The sequence below is a fragment of the Roseburia sp. 1XD42-69 genome (genome assembly GCF_003612565.1).
Classification (GTDB): domain Bacteria; phylum Bacillota; class Clostridia; order Lachnospirales; family Lachnospiraceae; genus Roseburia_B.
In genome coordinates this window covers 56,059-75,244 of record NZ_RAZG01000009.1, presented here as the reverse complement: position 1 = coordinate 75,244, position 19,186 = coordinate 56,059, and the positions used below count along the sequence as shown (strand labels likewise).

Here is a 19,186-nt window from a genome sequence, read left to right as displayed (position 1 = left end):
TTTCAGTCCTCCTTATAAAGCAAAATTGAGCCTGTCTTATTTGTAGAACAATCATTGCTTGCAGCAACGGCTACCGCATAGAAAGTATTGAAGTCATCTAATTTAGAGGTGTCTATGATGGCTTCAATTATCCACACATTTCCTTTGCTTAATGTTGCATCGTATGAAATCACTTTATCAAACGATATAGGCTTATGATTTAAGAAAAATGATATGCCATACCTTGTACCTGGCGTTCCGCAAATCGTGTAACGCACTGTAAGTGTATCTTTATTGGTAAGATTGATATTGTCATACACTAATTCGCCATCATAGGAAATAGTCGAATAAACGCCGCTATCCAATGTATCCATAGTAATTCCATCCCAACCGTTTTTCACAAGCTCATTCTCAATAAAAGAGGAAGTGATTTTTTCTTCTGCAACGCTGACATCACGAAAAATATTTTCACTTTCTCCATAAAAGATATCGCTGTCTGGAGCATCCTCATTAAAATGCAGTTTCAGCATTCTTTCAAGGTGTTGGTGATACCAGCCGTAACTTGATGTTTCTTTCATATCGGGTTGGAAAGCGGGATTGGTAATGCTCAGGATTGTAATATTTAGGGTATCACCTTTTTTTCCCGTGTTCGGTGTAAACACAAACGAAAATTTTTCTTCGTGCTTTTCTGATGTTTGGAAACAATGGAGATACTCATATTCCGCCCTCGTATCATTTACCTTGTACGCCTGTGGCTTTCCGTCCAAAAAGAGCAGGAAGCCTATGTTATCTAATTTTCCCTCTGATGTAAACTGATAGTCCAAGTTAAATTCTCCGCCGTTATATTCATACGGTAAAACACTCTGGTCATCAGATCTGGCGGGACTCACTTCCTCGTGGCTGAGAAAACCTAACGAACCCTCTTCCTCTGATTTTGTAAATGGACTTTCTTCCGTGTTTTGCGGAGGAGCTTTCCCGTCCTCAATGTTATAATTTCCGCAAGCTGTCGTAGTGAATAGCAAGCTGCAAATCATAACTAATGATAATATTTGTTTTCGCATTATTTATCCTCCTGTCATGTTTGATGTATTTTAATTATAAAAGCCAAATGTCAAAATGCGGTCAAGAAATAGAAAATTACATAAGAAAAACCAACAAACTGTGATTTCTCACAAGTCTGCTGGTTCTGCGTCTTATGTGTCTTACTCTTTATGTATTTATGTTGCTCGGTAAATGGGAAGTTATAGCTTTCTGATAATCCAATCGTCATCTTGGGTTTTTCTTTCTGCATAGTAACCGCAAGGCATATCCTTTAAGGTACTAACAGAGTTATCTAAATCAAAAACCCATTTTAAAGATACTAACTTTGCTTCATCTGTTTCATGTGTTTCTCCGCATAGAAATTGCCACATTCCGTCATCTTCATCATGTGATACATATAGAATAGGTGCCTGACGCTCCAATATATGGCAACAAATAATCGTAGCAGTATTGGGTGAATCATAAAATGGAAATTCCATGTCTGTTACTCCTTTCAAACTTCGATTTATCTCTTTAAATACTTTAAAACTCTTTCATTAAAGTCTTTTGCTTCTTCATAAACTGCGTGTCCATAATCTTCATATAAATATAATTCACTATTACTAATTCTATCTGCTATTTCTTTTGAAGAATTTACTCCTACAATACTATCTTGTTTTCCTCCAATTATTAAAGTATAAGCTTTAATTTTATCTAAATCATCATATACATTATGTGTTAAACACGAATTAGCTTGAATAATAAATCTTTTATAATCTTTTGGTTTGCTAACTCTCCATAGAATATTATAATATTTTCTATATTTCTTTAAATACTTTTCGCTATAAGATTTTTCGGCTGTATCTAGGAATATATTTTTAAAATCTTCCTTCTTTGCTAACTGAATCCAGTTTCCAACAACATTATTTATGATTTCATTAGACTTTGAAGATGTTACTGCTAAAACTAATTTATTTACTTTTTCTGGATTGTTAATTGCCATACATTGTGCTATCATTCCACCTTGAGAAACTCCCATTATATCAGCATTTGATATATTTAATAAATTCATTGCTTCAACTATATCTTGTGCCATATTTCTTGTTGTAAATCCTTTTGCTAGATTATTTCTTCTGCTAAACACATACACTGTATATTCTTTTGCAAATTGTCTATACATAAATGCAAGTGAAATAGCCATACCTTTAACAGTTCTTAATCCATCTCCTAACCCTGGTATTATAATTAAATTTTTATTTCCTACACCAAAACTTACATAATCCATATTACTTTGTTCTATTTTCATATTGTTGTTTTTTGCATTATAAAACATTACTTCAACTCACTTTCAAATTTTCTTATTTTGCAACAAATCTATAAACCGCATAATTATCCAATTCACCGTTCTTTTTTTATCCATTTCAATTCCGCCAAAATAAATTTTGATTTGATTCTTTGCCAATCACTTTTTATTCCAATAAAAATATCACCCCACTTTGTTGACTGCAAGTTTAATTGTTACAGAAGCTCCACTTGGAGTAACATTTGAAAGTTCTAAACATCCGCCGTGTTTCTGGCTAAGGACACGGCTTGTAGCCAATCCCAATCCCATATGTTCACCCCTTTTATCCTCAGAATAAAGAAAGGTATTCTTTTTGCGGAGCATTGCCTTTGAAAATCCTTTGCCGTCGTCTGTAATGGTTATAGTAAGTACATCATCAATAAATGTGTATAGGAAACTCACTTTGATATTAGCATATCGAATGGCATTAGAAAAGATATTCTCAACAATACGGTAAAATATTTGCTCATCTAATTTTACTTGACATTCGGATACGGTAGAATGATATTCAATCTCCAGGCTATGTTGTCCTGCAATAAGTGAAAGGCTTTCTGTAGCATTTTTCAAAAAATCTGGTAACTGAACGACAGAATACTTTGTTTCGGTTTCTTCAATGGTATTCAAATCACGAATATAATCTGTATAACGCTCAAGTCGTTTTGAGGTTATCGCAAGGTTGGATAGTGTATGCTGCAATTTCTCATCATTCAGACTTCCATTTGTAAAGCATTGCTGCATATATTCGACATAGCCCTCTATAATCGCAATCGGATTTCTGAGGTCATGTGCCACTGATGCCTGTAAAATTCTCCGCTGCTCAATCATATTCCATAGCTGTCGGTTGTTATCATACAAAGCTTGCCGCATTTCTTCAAAAGCTGTGCAGAGCCTGCCTAATTCATCGTTACTGTTATAAGCAACCGTAAAATCAAGGTCTTGCCCCTTTATATGCTTTGTTGCATCTGCAAGAACCTGAATTGGCGGCGATAGCTTTTTCCTATAAAACCACCATGCACATAACATGATTCCTATAACTGAATAGATAAAAGGAAGCCCTACCATAGAAATGCTTATTGCTCTATATAGTAACTGTTGTTTCGGGCGAAGTGTGGAGAAGCTGGATTCTATTCTCTCTATTGTGAATTCTGTATCCTTTAACTTTTCTTCTTCCACTTTAGCGGGGGCAAGTATAGATACTTTAGAAGGTTCATCAAGTATAAATCTTTGCTTTGCCTCAGATACTGTCCCGTCTGCCATAATCGTCTGTGTATGCAGCCAAATTTCCTGTGAGTCGGGGATGATATTCTTCTGCATACGATAACAGATATAAATTGTCAAAGCAGAGGATGTAAAAACAATTATCATTGTAATGGCAACCGTCCAGATAAATGCACTTTTAATAGATTTTACTTTCTTCATTTTTTCCATCTATATCCCATCCCCCAAACTGTTTCTATATATTCCTTGCCCGTAGCTTCAGTCAGTTTATTTCTGATTTTTCGGATATGCTCTTTAATAACATTGCTGTCGCCCTCAGCGTTAAAACCCCATACGGCTTCGTATATCCGTTCTTTATCAAATATCTGGTTAGCGTTACTCATCAGAAACTCGACAATATCAAATTCACGATTTGATAAGTTCAGCGACCTTTCTCCATAAAAAAATTTGCGTTCAGCAAGATTTACAATTAAGCCTTGTGAAGATACGATTTTAGGAGTACACTTGCTTCTCTCGTCCCTCCGCAGGTGAGCCGCCACCCTTGCGGTCAATTCTTGTAAACTAAAAGGCTTGGTTATGTAGTCATCGCCGCCGACCTGCAAACCGTTTACCTTGTCCTGTTCTGTAATCCGAGCTGTCAAAAACAAAATAGGGCAGGTGACATTATTACGGATAATCTTGCATAGCTCCAATCCGTCCATTTCGGGCATGTTGATGTCAAGCAAAATTAAATCTGGATATGTATTCAGCATTGATATTGCCTGCTCCGCATCTTCCGCTACAAAAGTCTCATACCCACAATCCTGCAAGTGGCTTGATAATAATTCAGTCAGCATTTTTTCATCATCAACAATGAGTATCTTATATGCCATAGCAAAAACCTCCTAATCTAAAATATTATAAAGCTTAAAAGTCAAAAAGTGGTCAAGTTCCTACTTTTTTTCGAATATCAACAGGCTTTTGTGCATCTTTCAGAATGAGCCATATCCGATAGATGTTTATTGCGCCCTCAATCTGATTTTTTTGGATATCCGCCGTACCCACCGAAGTGATACGTTCTATTTTTTCGCTTTCCTGGGCTGCCATATATTCAAACATATCTGACTACCCAACGTACCATAATATTATATACATTAAAAAGAACTATAACAAGTGCCGCTTGAAAACGTCGGTACAGATGAATACGGCAACCTTGTCCTTGTAACCGAAGCAGTACATATCTTAATCCATGCCACTTTGGGAGAAACAATCCAGAAGTACCTAAATGAACTTCAACTGAACAAAAAAACAACTGGAAAAACTGAATAAACTGCGAAAACTGGCGGGAACGTCTGTAATCGCATAACCAATCTTTTAATGCTGTAACGAAGGGAATGAAAATGAAGTTGGCTATTTCTGTAGCCCTTTCACACCATTCTAAGCTGCTGATTTTAGACGAAGCAACCAGCGGGCTTGACCCTGTTATCCGGGACGATATTCTGGATATGCTTTTGGACTTTGTGCAGGACGAAGAACACTCCATACTGGTATCTTCCCACATTACCAGCGATTTAGAAAAAATTGCCGATTACATTGTTTTTATCCATGAGGGAAAAGTTATTTTTTCCAAACCGAAAGATGAACTGATTGAACAATATGGCGTTATAAAATGCGGAGCGGCACAATTTGACGCATTGGATAAATCGGATATTATCACATACAGAAAAATGGATTACGAATGGCAGATTTTAATTTCTGAACGGGATAAAATGCAGAAAAAATATCCGAAAGCATTGATTGTGCCAGCTACGATTGATGAAATTATGCTTCTCTATGTAAAGGGGGAAAGAAGATGAAAGGCGTTTTACTAAAAGACTTCTATATTGCAAAGAGCAATATCCTTGTAACTATCGTCAGCTTGGTTGTTTTAGGTTTTGGATTGTCTTTTTTACTGGAAACAAGCGCACTTCTGATTTTAGCCCCGGTAGCTTCCACCACAGCGGTTTTTATCAGTATCACAAGCGACGCAGGCTCAAAATGGAATAAAAATGTGATTACCATGCCCGTATCAAGAAATCAGATTATCAGCGAAAAATTCATCTTTTATATCTTGCTTGCGGTAGTCGGTCTAATTACAGCACTTATTCCATGTATTGTGCTTATGTTAGCGGGAGCAGATATAACAGTTCATTCTTTGTGCTTATATGCTGCTATCGGTATGAGTGCTACTTTATTGGCGGGCGGCATTAGCTTACCATGTGCCTATTTGTTTGACCCGGAAAAATCCCAGATTGTCTTTATGATGTCCTTTATGGCATCGGCAGGTATTATTGTTGGGCTTGTGCTTCTCACAAATCTTTTTATTCCTGTAAAAAACAATATCCTGTTGGCTTTTAATATCGTTCTTGTAATTTCTGGTGTTTGTTTTTTCATCTCATACCGAATTGCAGTAGCGGTATATCAAAATCGGGATATCGTTTGATAACTCAGTAGCAAAATCAAAAAGTGCTTTCGCCCCCTGTTATCATAAATGCAGCCCGTAAACCACAGCACAACCTTTGAGGAAAGGGGGGATTTTCCGTGACTTGCACAGAAGCATACAAAGAACATATCAAATACCCATTCTGATGTTGTATCATTTTAGTTGACACCTTATATGCAAGGATTGTAAATTCATTATGGGATAGTATATTTATACTTTACGATACTATTTTAGGAAGCGTAGCTACGGCAGTCATTTTAATATTTAGTTAGACGCAGAGCTGATAACACGCAAGAGTAAAAAATGCGGTTATTGGTTCTTTTTTATAGTCAACATTTGAGTTAAAACCGATATTTCTAGCTGAAATTGTTGGCACTATAATATGTGGTTTGTGCGCAATATATTTTTATTTTTTTGTGAGGAAAAGAGAAAACTAGATTTTGCTTGTTTCATATTGCTACCTCTTCCTTGTTGCTTTATATGCAGCCATCAACAATAATCCAATTAATTAAGGCTATGAAACATAAATAATTAGTAATGTAATCTGTAACAGAATCACTATCAATAATATTTATCTTGAGCCACTGTCAAATAAAGGGACGCAACAGAAATCTGATAATTATACAGGCTGCAGGAAAAGCAAAAATAAATTTTTTATCTACAAAGGAACTAATTATGCCATCACTACTCCACTGGATAGGTATTTCAGCAGGTAAATGTCCAAATGAAAACACCGCCACCAACAAACATACAACTGCGAGTATCCCCCAAGCAATGCTTCCACCCCACATATAAAAGAAACTCACGGAATCTAATTTGAAAACCTTCCTATTTTCATTCCAATAATCTTTTACATCAGCAACATATAACTCAATATCTAAATTTTCATAATCAATTGTTTCTCCAGATAAAAGCATCCTCTCACACATTAATTTTGCATTTTCCAACTCGGATAACTGTTGCTCAAGAGTCTGCCTTTGTATTTTTACTACATCGTACAAGTTAATCTCCTTACTTGAAAGCCTGCGAATATCCTCAACGGATATACCCAAAGTCCTAAGATATGCAATTTTCTTAATGGTTTTTATTTCTTCTTCTGAATATTCACGATACCCATTGCTCATATTTCGTATCGGACTTAATTCCTCCCAATATACAGATTTTATAGCACATCTCTTTTTTCAATAACAATACAAGCACAAACCGCAGAGATGATAACGAATATAAATCCGACTGCAATAGCTCTGAAAGAGCCATTCGCCAGTGTTTCCAAGTTGTAAGCAGATATATTGTAATCCACCATAAATTGGCTTATATCAATATCGGCGTTGCTGCTTATAAACGGTATCAGCTTATTAACCAGTGAATATACAATACTCATAATATTGAAACTAATCAAAATCCCCGATGCCATAGTAAAAGCACTGCTTTTTGTCAATACACAAATAAATACAATAACACACGCAAATCCTAAGTGTAAAAAATATTGAACACCTAACAAGAGAATTAAACTGCTGAAAGACCCTATCGCAAACTGATTACCATAAAATATTTTCGTTGCAATTGTAACCACTACTGCATATAGAATTTTACTAATTTGCTCTATCAGGACACCATTATGAATTATTACATAATCGGTTGCAATCTTGCTTAGTTCTCCAAGGATATGACTGGAAATGATAAAATTGATTTGTCTTGCAGACATATCTGGATAAATTCCAGCTTGCTCAATTAACACACCGATTCGTAAAGCATCTTGTCCGCCGTTCTGTTCGGTATTATCGGACAAGCATATTTTCCCGCTTGATGGTTTTGCCAATCCTCCAATGATTTTCAATATCGTTGTTTTTCCTGTACCATTTCGTCCAATCAAGCCATAAATAGCCCCTGCCTGAACTGACATATTTACATTATCTATAACATTATGTCTGTTATATTGCTTTGTTAAAGCTTCGATTTTTAATATATGCTCCATCTGTCTACCTCCTTTTGCCCAGTATAGGGTATAAACAAGGTTTACAGTCAATAGTTTTTTATATTTTGGGGTGTTATTAAGTCAAAATTCATTCAGATATTGTTTATATTCTAAAACACCTCGCTAATTCTATCACAGGTTTTACTGCCACAGATGGGACAGCGAATCCTGATTTGGATAGCCATAAAAATCTGGATACCTCTATGTCTTAGCTTTTTTATTTCTTGCCGTACAGCATATTTTCGCTCTTTTTCGGATTTTTGGCTCTCTGCTTTGAACTTTCTGAAAATAGTTATCCATAACTCGTCATTCCGGAATATAAACCGGGCACAGCCTATAGTATTACGCTATAGGCCGTGCCCGGTTTTTCCTATAATCTGTCTTTTAATTATTATATTTCCTAACCATTCTCCCGATAATGATTGAAGCCTGTCTGTCCATCTGATTACCGTATCCGGATTTTCCCTGTAATCGGAAAAATATTCCGGAAAATATCTCACAATATCATGCTCATTTCCAAGATGTATACCGGCTTTTGCTCCCGTTTTGCACCTAGCACCCAGATTACCATGATCACGTCATCTGTTCCTGCCACTGAAAAAGTTTCCACAGCATCTATCCCATATGCTCTTTCTGCTCTCATGAGAAAAATCCCAAAATTTTTCCAATCCAATAAATAAGCCCCAAGAGCCAGCTTGTAAATATCCCGAACAATATTACAGGACCGGCAATGGTAAACACTTTACATCCAATTCCAAATACCTGCCCTTCCTTTTTAAATTCCACACAGGGAGCCGCCACGGAATTGGCAAATCCCGTAATGGGGACAAGGGCTCCTGCCCCCCCGAAGTTGGCAAGCTTCGGATAAATATTGCAGCCTGTCAAAACAACGCTGGTTAATACAAGGGCAAGGCTGCACCAGCTTCCCGCCGTGTCCTTGTCAAGCCCAAGGCTTATGGCATAATTTAAAATCCCCTGGCCAATGATACAGATAACGCCTCCCAAAAGAAATGCCTTTGCCATATTTTTTGGCAGGGAATGGGTGGGAGTCACCTGTTTCACATATTCGTTATAGGCTTTCTGTTCCGCCTGTTTTTCTTCGTTTGTCGCCTTATCTTTCTGCATAAAATTACCTCTCTTTCTTTTTCTAAAAAATCAATCAATCATCATAGATAGTTTTTAACAGGACAGGTTTTTATAGAAATACCAAAAAGAACCTGCCAGTTTTCCTGCCGCCAAAGAAATGATCACCCAGGAAATCCCTGTCTTTAAATCGAAGCGGCGGAAGATAACCGGGAATACATTTACAATTTCCGCCAACGCCATTAAAAGACAGCCCACCTGGATACCGCTGCATAACCCGTAAAGGGCAATAAACCAATGTCCCACAGGAAATCTTATCATGGGAAAAACCGCAAATATCGTTCCCCAGATTCCCCCAAGGACAATCATATTTTCAAACCACACCGTGCGGGAGGCCAGATGGCCTTTCCCCACAATCCTTGGGATTATTTTTAAGGACACAATCAGGGCAAAGGTTCCCCCTGCCACTGCAAGGCCGCTGGCCAGTCCCACAAATGCTAAAAAAATATGGTTAATCCACATCCACCTCTGTCCCTCCTCTGCCGGAATTTTCAATAAACGTAGTGTCTACATCCTGCTCATATTTCCGCAGCTGTACCTGGATAGGCGTGGGATCCGGGGTAAGTTTTTTCTTTCCCACATGATTAAAAAATACCAGGATTCCCACAGTGACCCCGATGCAGTAACTGATCTCAAGCTCCGTCAAGCCGTTTGACTCAACTTCTGCAATCTGCAAATAAAATTTTTCAAAGAGTTCTGTAATGGCGATATCATTGTTAAAAGACATAATGGTAAAGGCCGCGCCGAAAAATATCAGAATACTTAATAGAACCGTCTTGGCACATTCCATCACTTTGGAATTTTCCCCCTGTTTGTATTCCAGGACAAAATCCGTCTCACCCTCATTACTGATTTCTGCATTGGGGTAATCTTTGTGAATCAGCTCCACAATTTTTAAAATAGAAAAAACCTTCCGCTGGACTTTCGGCAATTTTTTACCATTCACCGACTTTTCCGGGAACTGAAAAAACTTTATCTGCCGTACCTGCCGCACCATGGCCTCATTGGAGCTTGTGACGGAAGCCACATCCCCTATGGTAACGCTGCTGTCACTTACCAGCACATTCTGGTCGATTTTAATATAAATTGTCTCGTCATTTGCACTCATACGTTAATTCCTTCCTCACAGGTTTCCCAGACAAATACCCCGTCTTTTGGGCTCAGTTCTTTCTTTTCTACCATCTGATAATAGATAACGGTGGAAAGGATAGCCGCCGCAATAAGCATTACAATACAAATTCTGTAGGTTTTCCGATTCAAATTTCTCACATCCTTTTCTTTTTTCTGAAACAAATAAAACTAAGCTGTTTCTAGTTAGTATCTCTTTTTTTGTATCCTTTATACACATTCACTTTTCTACAAAATCTTTTCAAATTACAGTAGAAAAAAAGTCAAATTATGCGTATAATATTATACTATCTACAGAGGATTTTTAAGGAGATTTTTATGTCATACAATAAAGAAATTTTAACTCTTGCCGTGGAAATCGGAGATGAACTTTTAAGAAACGGCGGAGAAATTTACCGTGTGGAGGATACCATCTTTCATATTTTAAAAGCATTTGAAATAGAGAATTATGATGTGTATGTACTATCAAACGGAATTTTTGCCAGTGCAAACGAGGACAGCGACGAGAGCTGCAGCATCATCCGCCACGTCCCCTTAGGAGATGTGCATCTGGGACGGATTGCCGCTATAAATCAGCTCTCCAGGGAAATTTCAGAGAAGAAATGCGATTTGAAAACTGCCTGGGACAGGCTGGAACAGTGCAGAAGCATCCCTTTGCCAAAGCCTGCCACCCTGACTTTCTTTGCAGGCCTTGGCTGCTCCTGCTATACCTATATTTTTGGAGGGAATTTCCTGGATGCCATCTTCGCTTTTCTATTTGGCATGATTCTGGAAATTTATCTTATTTATACCAGAAGAAAAAAGACATCCAAATTTATATCAAATATTGTGGGAAGCGCCTTTGTAACTTTTGCAAGCCTGTTTGTTTTACACCTGGGACTGCCTGTGCTCCAGGATAAAATTGTTATCGGTGACATTATGCCCCTAGTACCTGGCGTTGCCTTAACCACTTCCATCCGTGACCTTTTTAACGGAGATTATCTCTCCGGGGCTATCCATCTTTTGGATGCCCTTTTAACCGCCATGTGCATTGCCGTGGGGGTTGGTTCTATGATTATATTATACCAATATATACCGGGAGGTGTACCCCTTTTATGATATTGCAAGTCATTGCAGCCACCTTTGCCGTGGCCTCATTTTCCATATTGTTCAGCGTGCCCAAAGACCAGTGTATCCTTGCAGCCCTTAACGGCGGCATTGCCTGGTTTTCCTATCTTTTCCTGTCCCAACTGGGAGCAGGCCCCGCCGTATCTTCCCTAGGCGCCACCCTGCTTCTCACCCTTTTAGCCAGGCTTTTTGCCCTGCACAGGAAACATCCCGTGACAATTTACCTTATGGCAGGGATATTCCCCCTTGTCCCCGGCTCCGGCATTTACTATACCTCCTACTATTTTATTATGAGCGACATGGAATCTTTTGTGGCAAAGGGAACGGAAACTTTTAAGGTGGCAGGGGCCATAGCCCTTGGCATTATTTTCGGTTTTGCCCTGCCCCAGAAATTTTTATTATTTGCCCGGAGGAAATTTCCTTACTGAAACATCTCTTTCAATGTAGGGCTATCTATTTCCCGACAGCCCCTTTATACAAACATAACTTTTCCCTTTTCACGTTCCTATTATTACGGCTGTTTTCCGATATATGCCAGAATACCGCCATCCACATACAGAATATGTCCGTTCACTGCATTGGAAGCCTCTGACGCAAGGAATACTGCCGGCCCCTGTAACTCTTCTGCATTTAACCATCTGCCAGCAGGGGTTCTAGCGCAGATAAACTCATCAAAAGGATGCCTGCTTCCATCCGCCTGTTTCTCCCTTAAAGGAGCAGTCTGGGGAGTTGCGATATAACCTGGCCCGATACCGTTACACTGGATATTATACTGGCCGTACTCTGCACAGATATTTCTGGTAAGCATCTTTAAACCGCCCTTTGCCGCCGCATAAGCGGAAACTGTCTCACGTCCTAATTCGCTCATCATGGAACAGATATTTATAATTTTTCCGTGTCCTTTTTTCATCATCCCCGGAATCACTGCCTTTGACACAATAAAGGGTGCGTTTAAGTCTACGTCGATAACCTGACGGAACTCTTCCGCCTTCATCTCTGTCATTGGGATACGCTTAATAATTCCTGCATTGTTTACCAGGATATCAATAATCCCCACTTCATTCTGAATCTTCTCTACGGCAGCCTGTACCTGCTCCTCATTTGTCACGTCACAGACATAACCATGGGCGTCGATACCTTTTTCTTTGTAGGATGCCAGACCTTTGTCCACCAATTCCTGTTTAATATCGTTAAATACGATAGTAGCCCCTGCCTCCGCATAAGCAGATGCGATTGCAAAACCGATTCCGTAAGATGCCCCTGTTACCCAGGCAATTTTACCCTGCAAGGAATAATTGTCAATAAATGCCATTTCCTTTACCTCCTAATATAGTTTTTATCTGATATCCCCCATTGCAACGCCGTCCATATCGTCAAATGCCTGATTTTCTCCGCACATGCCCCAGATAAAGGTATATGCCTGGGTGCCGCTTCCCGCATGGATAGACCAGCTTGGAGAAATCACTGCCTCCTCGTTGCGCATTACAATATGCCTTGTCTCCGTAGGCTCTCCCATGTAATGCATTACAACTGCATCCTCCGGCATTTCAAAATACAGATAGACTTCCATTCTCCTGTCATGAGTGTGACAGGGCATGGTATTCCATACGCTTCCCGGTTTTAACGCCGTCATACCCATAACAAGCTGACAGCTTTTTACCTGACCCGGAAGGATATATTTGTTAATCACCCTGTGGTTAGACTCCTCTAAACATCCCAATTCCACTTTGTTTTCATCTTTGATAATCACTACATCCTCTGCCGGCGTCCCCTCCATTTTAATTAAAGCAGTGGGATAGGATGTGTGGGCGGGAACGCTGTTGATATAAAATCTGGCAGGATTTTTTGTGTCTGCGCTCTTAAATATGATATCCCTGGCCCCCATGCCTATGTACATGCCGTCCTTATAGTCAAGCTCATACTCTTTTCCGTCCACAGAGATAATTCCCTTAGGCCCGATATTGATTACCCCCATCTCTCTTCTCTGCAAAAAGTATTCTGCCCGAAGTTCATCCCCGGCAGTTAAAGCAATAGGCTCTACCGGCACTGCCGCTCCGGTGATGATACGGTCAATATGGCTGTACACTAACTTGATTTCTCCGGTAACAAACAAATTCTGAATCAAAAACTCTTCCCGAAGCCGGTCTGTGGTATAATGCTTCACATCCTTTGGGGAAGCCGCTGTTCTAAGTTCCATGGCACTCCATCTCCTTTTCTTATTCTAAATCAAGTATAGCATACCATATTTTCAATTTCTTGTAATTATTTTGCTAAAATAAGGAATAAAATGAACAAGCAAAACCCATAACCAAGTTGAGGTAAGGCTGGCCGACTAGTATGGAACACCTTAAATTCCTGCGAAGTCGTAAATTCTCTTTGTTCCCTATTGACAAAACTTGATTATAATAGTACAACTTGTAATCAGTTGATTACATTTTGTAAAGGAGAAATTACCTTGATATGTAATAGAATTAAAGTTTTGCGAGCAGAAAGAAATTGGACGCAAGAAGATTTAGCTAACAAAGTCGGAATTTCACGGCAGGCGGTAATTTCAATAGAAAAGTACAAATTACGCCGTCTTTGGAATTGGCTTTTAGGATTGCAGAAGCATTCCAAATTTCTAGGGAGGCTTAGAATGAATGACCAAATTTTTATCTTGAATTTACTTATTTTAACTGTAATAGCTACCATGTGGCTTTATCTGCTGAAAGCAAAGAAATAACTTTCACCCTTACAAGGCTAACTATGTTTGGAATGTATTTTATTGGTATGCGTAATCTCATAGAATTGGCTGCAATAAAATATTTGGATAAGCGGTTATAACGTTATTTATTAACAGTTCCTTAGGCGGAATATTGCTCACCTATATTCCCCTGTCCCAAACTCTCCAAACAACACATTTTTTATCCGCTTTGCCACAGGAAGCCACCCGGAATCCGTGCGCTGGGTCATAAAAATAATGCTCATCCGCTCCCTAGGGCTGTTGCAGAAAAATGTCCCCATCCAGCCGTCCCAGCCATACTCTCCCACACTGCCCAAAGTGGATGCCATGCCCGGCTTTTCCAGAATACGCATAAGATTGCCGTAATTGTACCCAAAATAGTCCACGCCCCAGCCCAGGTTCTTTTTCTGGGCCTCATTTAATTTGGGAGAGGTCATAAACCTAACCGTCTGTTCCTTTAAAATACGCCTGCCTTTATAGACCCCATTTTCAAGAAGCATATCTGTGTAATGGCTGTAATCGTCTATGGTAGAGCAAAGCCCGGCCCCGCCGGATTCAAAGGCAGGTTTTTTATCCATGGCATTCATCACCCCCAGGTAATTCCCTGTATAAAACTCAAATCCGATATCCGTCCGCTTGTAACTCCTCACAAGCCTTTTCTGTTTTTCCTTCTCCACATAAAAACCTGTGTCCTCCATCTCCAGTGGTTCAAAAAATTCCTTCTGCAAAAATTCCCCAAAGGGCATGCCGGACACAATTTCCACAATGGCACCGAGGACGTCTGCGGAAGTGCCGTAATTCCAGGACTCACCGGGAGCAAAATTTAACACTCCAAGACCGAAAAGATTTGCCGCCTCCACGGTGGAAAGAGGATGGTCCGTATACAGGCGTTTGTGGATCTCATCAAATACCTTTTTTGCATCTCTCCCCGCCCTTCCCGGGAAATCCCCGTACACCAGGCCGGAAGTCATATTCATCAAATCCCGGATCGTAACCTCCCGGGACGTTTTCTGGATTTTTTCATCCGTTAAGGCCCAGGGCATAATAAATCCCTGGAGGTATTTGGAAATCTCATCCGAGTATAAAAGCTTTCCCTGCTCCATTAGCTTCATCACTGCACCTGAGGTAATGGGCTTTGTGAGAGAATACAGCCTGAAAATGGCATCCCGCTCCACCCCCTGGCCCAGATAGCAAAACTCCTCCCCGTCTTTTCGCACCAAAAGATTTCCAAAAGGAATCTCCCCGCACATAACGGCATCTATAAGCAATCCTTCCAACTGCCTTTCTATCTCCTGATTCATATTTTTCTCCTTCTATCTTTATCTTTAAATCTTGCAAATCCTGAACTTTTCCGCTATACTCTTATCAAAACACCTAAGGAGGACTGCGCCATGATAGATCTGAATTCCTGTAAAGCCGCAATGGAAACAGCCGCCAGGGACCAGTATTTTGCTGTCGCCCATCTCTATAAGGATGAAAAAGCCATGGACATGCATATCCATGACTGTTATGAAGTATATTACTCCATATCCGGCGGTAAACAGTTTCTGATTGACAATAAGCTCTACTCCATCGAACCTGGGAATCTTTTTGTGATAAACCAATACGAAAGCCATTATCTCACACAGATTGACCAGACGGTACATGAGCGCATCATACTTAGCATACATCCTGACTTTATCAAGGACATGTCCACCCAAAAAACGGATCTGGAATACTGTTTTACACAACGCCCTGCTGGATTTTCCCATAAGATTGTCCTTACAAAAGAGCAGCAGAAACGTTTTTTATACTATATTAATAAAATAACCTCATCTAACGACTATGGATCCGACCTTATTGAGCGGGGTGTATTCTGCGAACTTTTTATTATGATAAACAGCATCTGCCGCTCCCGTGAAGAAAAACCTGCGGAGGAATCCGGTGTCACATACAATGCCCAGGTAGATGAGATATTGTCCTATATCAACAACAATATCCATCAGACAATTTCCATTGCAGACCTGGCCTCCCGCTTTTTCATCAGTGAATCCTACATATGCAGGATTTTTAAGGCTACTACAGGAACCACCATTAACAAATATATCACTGCAAGACGGATTTCCATTGCCAAATCCCTGTTGGCTGAAGGAATCGGTGTGACGGAGGTATGCGAACAGTGCGGATTTAACGACTACAGCAACTTTTTAAAATCCTTTTCCAAATCCGTGGGCATTTCCCCCAAAAAATACGCTCAAATCAGTCACCAATAGGCTGGCTCTGTCAGCCTTTCTCTTTGCGGAGTTTTTTGTTATCGTACATTTTTTTGTCCGCCCGCTCCCTGCTCTTTTCAATGTCCGCATCCTGATACTTGTCAAAATAGGCATAACCGTGGGCAATCTGCAGAGGTATTCCCGCTTCCTTGGGGGTATATTCTTTTTCCATTTCTTCCATTTTGGAAAATTTTTCCTCCATTTCACTGGAACCAATGAGTCCGTTTACAATTACACAAAACTCATCCCCCCCAATGCGGTAGCACTTTCCCTGACCCTCAAAAACCTGGGCGATAATCTGGGCGGCGCTGCGGATATAAAGATCCCCCATGGCATGGCCAAGGGTGTCATTGCACTTCTTTAAGTAATTCAAATCAAATGTGAGAATTGTGGTTCCATCCGGCCTGGGGTGGTCTTCTACCCATTTGTTATATGTATTCCGATTGTAAAGCCCGGTGAGATTATCCAAATCCGCCAATTCCACCAAAAGCTCTGCCTGACGCCCCTGGTCTAGCTGCTTTAAAGTATCCCTTGCCGCCTGGAATCCCACCAAAATAATATAAAATAAAAGCCCTATCCTTCCGATTACATCAATGCCTCCTGCTTTGATATAAAAGGCTGATAAATCCAATACACAGGTGACTGCCAGAATCAAAAGCCCTGCCATGTTCACCCATACCCGGGAATCAAAACCAATTTCCCGTATATGTGTGCGCAGGGCATACACCATATAACAGAGGGCCGCAACTAAAAGCAAATGGGTGGTTGTAGCTGTCTGTTTGTGGGCCAGAACCCCCGAGAGATGCAGAATCACACAGCAGACGCTGTTGACAAAAGAGAATATGCAAAGCCCGTTGGAAATCTTTCTCTCCTCCACCTCCAGAAAATCCCGGGCAAAAAGAATAAAAGGAACCGGGAGAAGCATAACCAAAAGATATCCCATATCGGAAGCCGCCGGCCGGTTTGCAATGGTCATCTGGAAAATAGCGGTCTCACCAAAGGACCACAATCCCATTAAAATGGAAAACAGCCCAAAATACAACAGGCCGTTTCCTGCTTTTAACCTTTTTTTCAGAGTAACCCAATAAGCAAAGAGTACGATTCCAATGGCCACATCCATAATGCTCACCATAACATTTCCAAAATCTTCCCTCACCTGTTCCATAAAGATTTTAAAAGCGTTTCCTTTATAAAAGTGAAGCTGATATTCCCTGATCTGGGGAAATAAGGCCTGAACCCGCACCCTTAAAAAACTTGCCTTTTGTTCCATCTGTACAAAATTCCAATGGAATCCCGTTGTCCTATCAAAGATATGATTTCCTCTTTTTAACTGATAAAGAAGGTGGTCCCCCTGATACACCTCCACATTCTGATGGCTGCTGCAAAAAAACAGACAGTCCGCCTCCCCAAACACCCTCACATCTGTAAAATAAAAATCCCTGGTATCCTGGTCAATGATTTCCACCCGTTCCGGACACAACTCCTCCCGGTCCACAACCGTCCTCACATCATATGCTACGCCGTCATTTGCAAAAGCGTATTCCAGTGCAGTGAGCAGCACTGCAAGAATCAGCAGTATAATATACGCATACGTTATCTTTTTATCCAATCTCTTGCCAGAATTAGAAGTTTCCATCAAACAATCTCCCGTTTTTCTCCCCAAAATTCTAATGTCATATTCTATCTCTTGCTTTTTCCTGGGATAATCCAAAATTATCATACCATATCTTGTTAATATTTGTCCAGTGCTGTGTCAGCTTATGCGAAGCACTCGAAACACAGCAATCAAAATCTGTTTTTGAACCTCCGGGAGATGTTCCAAATCCATAGTATCTCCCGAAAGTTCCTCCATCTCTGCCCCAGGAGTCAAAGATACCTCCCCCTCTATCCGAACGTCCTTCCCCTTGATTTCCGCCGAACGGATATCTGCATGGAAACCATCCTCTTTCAGTTCTCCCCCCAGTGAAAACCGTGACCCTTCACTGTTTTTAATTCCAATAGAAATGGGAAAATCATCCCCCTTCTGCTCCCCTTTTACCGTGAGAAGTAATTCCCCTTCCTTTACAAACATAATTTTGCTATCCCTGTTTTTTCCTCCCAAAAAACGCAGTTCCCATATGTCTCCCTGGTATTTCACCCGTACAGCCGCCAATTTATTGCGATATAGATACACATACATCTCCTCCGGGATAAACCCGGCATCCACCCTCTGGATGCCGCCGGAGATATCCAGGGAAAAACCTCTGCAGGAAACCTCTTTCCCGTCAATCTCATATTTTTCCGACTTGGCCCTCTCCACGGAAACATCCTTTAAAATTCCAGCAAAATCCTTTGAAGAAAAGGTAATCTCCTGTTTTTTTTTCCAGCGGAACCCGGAGAGTTTTTTCAAAAACTGATCCAACCCCTCTGCATTCCTCTTTCCGAAAAGCTTATCAAAAAAAGGAGTCTCCTCCGTTAGACTATGGGTATAAACCATATCCCCCGTCACAGGTATCTGAAGTCTCAAAATATCCTCCGACAAAATCCCCTGCATATCAATCGATGTGCCCAAAACCCCTGTGCGGAAAGATATCCCCGTCTCTTCACCGGCAAATGCCAGGTTCAGGTTTCCTGCCGCCGCACCGGAATGCCATTTTACACGAACAGATATATCATCCTGTTTTAAAAATTGGGATTCCTGTAACACAGGAACCCATTCTGAATCCTTGTATGTGCCCGCCGCCGCTAAGATAATTTGGCTTTTGGGCTGAAAAAGAAACCATAAAACTCCTGCCGTCAATGCGAAAAGCAGCAGGAATCCTGCTGCCGCCGCTATATATTTTTTCCTGTGAAATGTCAT

The 19,186-nt window shown here is 40.3% G+C and carries 23 protein-coding genes and 1 pseudogene; 6 read left to right on the top strand and 18 right to left on the bottom strand.

Features of this window, described 5'->3' with window-relative positions; translation table 11 throughout:
- Positions 1-2: 2 nt before the first annotated feature.
- From D7Y06_RS06730 to D7Y06_RS06705, 6 genes are all read right to left on the bottom strand, one after another.
- Positions 3-1,040 carry a hypothetical protein gene (locus tag D7Y06_RS06730; RefSeq protein WP_120407042.1) on the bottom strand — a complete coding sequence of 346 codons (1,038 nt, stop codon included), beginning with the start codon at positions 1,038-1,040 and terminating at the stop codon, positions 3-5.
- 180 nt (positions 1,041-1,220) lie between these two features.
- Positions 1,221-1,499: a hypothetical protein gene (locus D7Y06_RS06725; RefSeq protein WP_120407041.1), complete on the bottom strand. Its 279-nt coding sequence runs from the start codon at positions 1,497-1,499 to the stop codon at positions 1,221-1,223.
- 26 nt (positions 1,500-1,525) lie between these two features.
- Positions 1,526-2,332 carry an alpha/beta fold hydrolase gene (locus tag D7Y06_RS06720; RefSeq protein ID WP_120407040.1) on the bottom strand — a complete coding sequence of 269 codons (807 nt, stop codon included), beginning with the start codon at positions 2,330-2,332 and terminating at the stop codon, positions 1,526-1,528.
- Positions 2,333-2,485: 153 nt separating this feature from the next.
- Positions 2,486-3,769 (bottom strand): HAMP domain-containing sensor histidine kinase, encoded by a 1,284-nt coding sequence (locus D7Y06_RS06715; protein WP_120407039.1) that lies wholly within the window; start codon positions 3,767-3,769, stop codon positions 2,486-2,488.
- Positions 3,757-4,431 (bottom strand): response regulator transcription factor, encoded by a 675-nt coding sequence (locus D7Y06_RS06710; protein ID WP_120407038.1) that lies wholly within the window; start codon positions 4,429-4,431, stop codon positions 3,757-3,759. The genes D7Y06_RS06715 and D7Y06_RS06710 overlap by 13 nt, the downstream gene beginning before the upstream one ends.
- Before the next feature lie 52 nt (positions 4,432-4,483).
- The gene (locus tag D7Y06_RS06705) at positions 4,484-4,657 is read right to left on the bottom strand and encodes a DNA-binding protein (protein WP_120407037.1); all 174 of its coding nucleotides are present in this window, start codon (positions 4,655-4,657) and stop codon (positions 4,484-4,486) included.
- A gap of 266 nt (positions 4,658-4,923) precedes the next feature.
- On the opposite strand from D7Y06_RS06705, the pseudogene D7Y06_RS06695 reads away from it, so the two are divergent.
- Both D7Y06_RS06695 and D7Y06_RS06690 read left to right on the top strand, forming a co-directional pair.
- Positions 4,924-5,394, top strand: a pseudogene (locus tag D7Y06_RS06695) (ABC transporter ATP-binding protein); the annotation flags it as partial.
- Positions 5,391-6,020: an ABC-2 transporter permease gene (locus D7Y06_RS06690; RefSeq protein WP_120407035.1), complete on the top strand. Its 630-nt coding sequence runs from the start codon at positions 5,391-5,393 to the stop codon at positions 6,018-6,020. The pseudogene D7Y06_RS06695 and the gene D7Y06_RS06690, both read left to right, overlap by 4 nt.
- A 587-nt stretch (positions 6,021-6,607) precedes the next feature.
- Here the strand turns inward: D7Y06_RS06690 and D7Y06_RS06685 are convergent.
- The 7 genes from D7Y06_RS06685 to D7Y06_RS25880 form a co-directional block, all read right to left on the bottom strand.
- Positions 6,608-7,153 (bottom strand): DUF1648 domain-containing protein, encoded by a 546-nt coding sequence (locus D7Y06_RS06685; RefSeq protein WP_442970391.1) that lies wholly within the window; start codon positions 7,151-7,153, stop codon positions 6,608-6,610.
- Positions 7,154-7,182: 29 nt separating this feature from the next.
- Complete coding sequence (locus tag D7Y06_RS06680; protein WP_120407034.1) at positions 7,183-7,995, bottom strand: ATP-binding cassette domain-containing protein; 813 nt, start codon at positions 7,993-7,995, stop codon at positions 7,183-7,185.
- A 496-nt stretch (positions 7,996-8,491) separates the two neighbouring features.
- Positions 8,492-8,638: a hypothetical protein gene (locus tag D7Y06_RS25885; RefSeq protein ID WP_158591291.1), complete on the bottom strand. Its 147-nt coding sequence runs from the start codon at positions 8,636-8,638 to the stop codon at positions 8,492-8,494.
- Positions 8,635-9,120: a SpoVA/SpoVAEb family sporulation membrane protein gene (locus D7Y06_RS06675; RefSeq protein ID WP_120407033.1), complete on the bottom strand. Its 486-nt coding sequence runs from the start codon at positions 9,118-9,120 to the stop codon at positions 8,635-8,637. Before D7Y06_RS06675 ends, D7Y06_RS25885 begins: the two co-directional genes overlap by 4 nt.
- A gap of 54 nt (positions 9,121-9,174) precedes the next feature.
- Entirely contained in the window at positions 9,175-9,600 is a 426-nt protein-coding gene (locus D7Y06_RS06670; RefSeq protein WP_120407032.1) for a stage V sporulation protein AB, read from the bottom strand.
- Positions 9,590-10,246 carry a stage V sporulation protein AA gene (locus tag D7Y06_RS06665; protein WP_120407031.1) on the bottom strand — a complete coding sequence of 219 codons (657 nt, stop codon included), beginning with the start codon at positions 10,244-10,246 and terminating at the stop codon, positions 9,590-9,592. The genes D7Y06_RS06670 and D7Y06_RS06665 overlap by 11 nt, the downstream gene beginning before the upstream one ends.
- The gene (locus D7Y06_RS25880; RefSeq protein ID WP_158591289.1) at positions 10,243-10,398 is read right to left on the bottom strand and encodes a hypothetical protein; all 156 of its coding nucleotides are present in this window, start codon (positions 10,396-10,398) and stop codon (positions 10,243-10,245) included. Before D7Y06_RS25880 ends, D7Y06_RS06665 begins: the two co-directional genes overlap by 4 nt.
- 186 nt (positions 10,399-10,584) lie before the next feature.
- Here D7Y06_RS25880 and D7Y06_RS06655 point away from each other — a divergent pair, with 186 nt between their 5' ends.
- Entirely contained in the window at positions 10,585-11,364 is a 780-nt protein-coding gene (locus tag D7Y06_RS06655; protein ID WP_120407029.1) for a threonine/serine ThrE exporter family protein, read from the top strand.
- Positions 11,361-11,801: a threonine/serine exporter family protein gene (locus D7Y06_RS06650; RefSeq protein ID WP_120407028.1), complete on the top strand. Its 441-nt coding sequence runs from the start codon at positions 11,361-11,363 to the stop codon at positions 11,799-11,801. Before D7Y06_RS06655 ends, D7Y06_RS06650 begins: the two co-directional genes overlap by 4 nt.
- Before the next feature lie 83 nt (positions 11,802-11,884).
- On the opposite strand, the gene D7Y06_RS06645 is transcribed toward D7Y06_RS06650, so the two are convergent.
- Together D7Y06_RS06645 and kduI are read right to left on the bottom strand one after the other, a co-directional pair.
- Positions 11,885-12,685, bottom strand: coding sequence for a gluconate 5-dehydrogenase (locus tag D7Y06_RS06645; RefSeq protein WP_120407027.1), 801 nt, complete (start codon positions 12,683-12,685; stop codon positions 11,885-11,887).
- Positions 12,686-12,709: 24 nt separating this feature from the next.
- Positions 12,710-13,570 (bottom strand): 5-dehydro-4-deoxy-D-glucuronate isomerase, encoded by an 861-nt coding sequence (gene kduI / locus D7Y06_RS06640; RefSeq protein ID WP_120407026.1) that lies wholly within the window; start codon positions 13,568-13,570, stop codon positions 12,710-12,712.
- A gap of 258 nt (positions 13,571-13,828) precedes the next feature.
- Between kduI and D7Y06_RS06635 the strand changes: the two genes are divergently transcribed.
- Complete coding sequence (locus D7Y06_RS06635; protein ID WP_330566403.1) at positions 13,829-14,095, top strand: helix-turn-helix domain-containing protein; 267 nt, start codon at positions 13,829-13,831, stop codon at positions 14,093-14,095.
- Between the two features lie 137 nt (positions 14,096-14,232).
- Here the strand turns inward: D7Y06_RS06635 and D7Y06_RS06625 are convergent, their stop codons facing one another.
- Positions 14,233-15,396 (bottom strand): serine hydrolase domain-containing protein, encoded by a 1,164-nt coding sequence (locus D7Y06_RS06625; RefSeq protein ID WP_120407025.1) that lies wholly within the window; start codon positions 15,394-15,396, stop codon positions 14,233-14,235.
- Positions 15,397-15,486: 90 nt separating this feature from the next.
- On the opposite strand from D7Y06_RS06625, the gene D7Y06_RS06620 reads away from it, so the two are divergent.
- Complete coding sequence (locus tag D7Y06_RS06620; RefSeq protein WP_120407024.1) at positions 15,487-16,347, top strand: AraC family transcriptional regulator; 861 nt, start codon at positions 15,487-15,489, stop codon at positions 16,345-16,347.
- Between the two features lie 10 nt (positions 16,348-16,357).
- On the opposite strand, the gene D7Y06_RS06615 is transcribed toward D7Y06_RS06620, so the two are convergent.
- Positions 16,358-17,983, bottom strand: coding sequence for a sensor domain-containing diguanylate cyclase (locus D7Y06_RS06615; protein ID WP_158591287.1), 1,626 nt, complete (start codon positions 17,981-17,983; stop codon positions 16,358-16,360).
- Between the two features lie 117 nt (positions 17,984-18,100).
- Positions 18,101-19,186 (bottom strand): hypothetical protein, encoded by a 1,086-nt coding sequence (locus D7Y06_RS06610; protein WP_120407022.1) that lies wholly within the window; start codon positions 19,184-19,186, stop codon positions 18,101-18,103.

Coding starts and splice junctions, on each gene's coding strand:
- D7Y06_RS06705 (WP_120407037.1), bottom strand. CDS start 4,657: ATGTTTGAATATATGGCAGCCCAGGAAAGCGAAAAAATAGAACGTATC.
- D7Y06_RS06680 (WP_120407034.1), bottom strand. CDS start 7,995: ATGGAGCATATATTAAAAATCGAAGCTTTAACAAAGCAATATAACAGA.
- D7Y06_RS06730 (WP_120407042.1), bottom strand. CDS start 1,040: ATGCGAAAACAAATATTATCATTAGTTATGATTTGCAGCTTGCTATTC.
- D7Y06_RS06610 (WP_120407022.1), bottom strand. CDS start 19,186: ATGACATTTCACAGGAAAAAATATATAGCGGCGGCAGCAGGATTCCTG.
- D7Y06_RS06670 (WP_120407032.1), bottom strand. CDS start 9,600: ATGTGGATTAACCATATTTTTTTAGCATTTGTGGGACTGGCCAGCGGC.
- D7Y06_RS06690 (WP_120407035.1), top strand. CDS start 5,391: ATGAAAGGCGTTTTACTAAAAGACTTCTATATTGCAAAGAGCAATATC.
- D7Y06_RS06625 (WP_120407025.1), bottom strand. CDS start 15,396: ATGAATCAGGAGATAGAAAGGCAGTTGGAAGGATTGCTTATAGATGCC.
- D7Y06_RS06725 (WP_120407041.1), bottom strand. CDS start 1,499: ATGGAATTTCCATTTTATGATTCACCCAATACTGCTACGATTATTTGT.
- D7Y06_RS06715 (WP_120407039.1), bottom strand. CDS start 3,769: ATGGAAAAAATGAAGAAAGTAAAATCTATTAAAAGTGCATTTATCTGG.
- D7Y06_RS06655 (WP_120407029.1), top strand. CDS start 10,585: ATGTCATACAATAAAGAAATTTTAACTCTTGCCGTGGAAATCGGAGAT.
- D7Y06_RS06720 (WP_120407040.1), bottom strand. CDS start 2,332: ATGTTTTATAATGCAAAAAACAACAATATGAAAATAGAACAAAGTAAT.
- D7Y06_RS06650 (WP_120407028.1), top strand. CDS start 11,361: ATGATATTGCAAGTCATTGCAGCCACCTTTGCCGTGGCCTCATTTTCC.
- D7Y06_RS06615 (WP_158591287.1), bottom strand. CDS start 17,983: ATGGAAACTTCTAATTCTGGCAAGAGATTGGATAAAAAGATAACGTAT.
- D7Y06_RS25885 (WP_158591291.1), bottom strand. CDS start 8,638: ATGAGAGCAGAAAGAGCATATGGGATAGATGCTGTGGAAACTTTTTCA.
- D7Y06_RS06710 (WP_120407038.1), bottom strand. CDS start 4,431: ATGGCATATAAGATACTCATTGTTGATGATGAAAAAATGCTGACTGAA.
- kduI (WP_120407026.1), bottom strand. CDS start 13,570: ATGGAACTTAGAACAGCGGCTTCCCCAAAGGATGTGAAGCATTATACC.
- D7Y06_RS06645 (WP_120407027.1), bottom strand. CDS start 12,685: ATGGCATTTATTGACAATTATTCCTTGCAGGGTAAAATTGCCTGGGTA.
- D7Y06_RS06675 (WP_120407033.1), bottom strand. CDS start 9,120: ATGCAGAAAGATAAGGCGACAAACGAAGAAAAACAGGCGGAACAGAAA.
- D7Y06_RS06620 (WP_120407024.1), top strand. CDS start 15,487: ATGATAGATCTGAATTCCTGTAAAGCCGCAATGGAAACAGCCGCCAGG.
- D7Y06_RS06665 (WP_120407031.1), bottom strand. CDS start 10,246: ATGAGTGCAAATGACGAGACAATTTATATTAAAATCGACCAGAATGTG.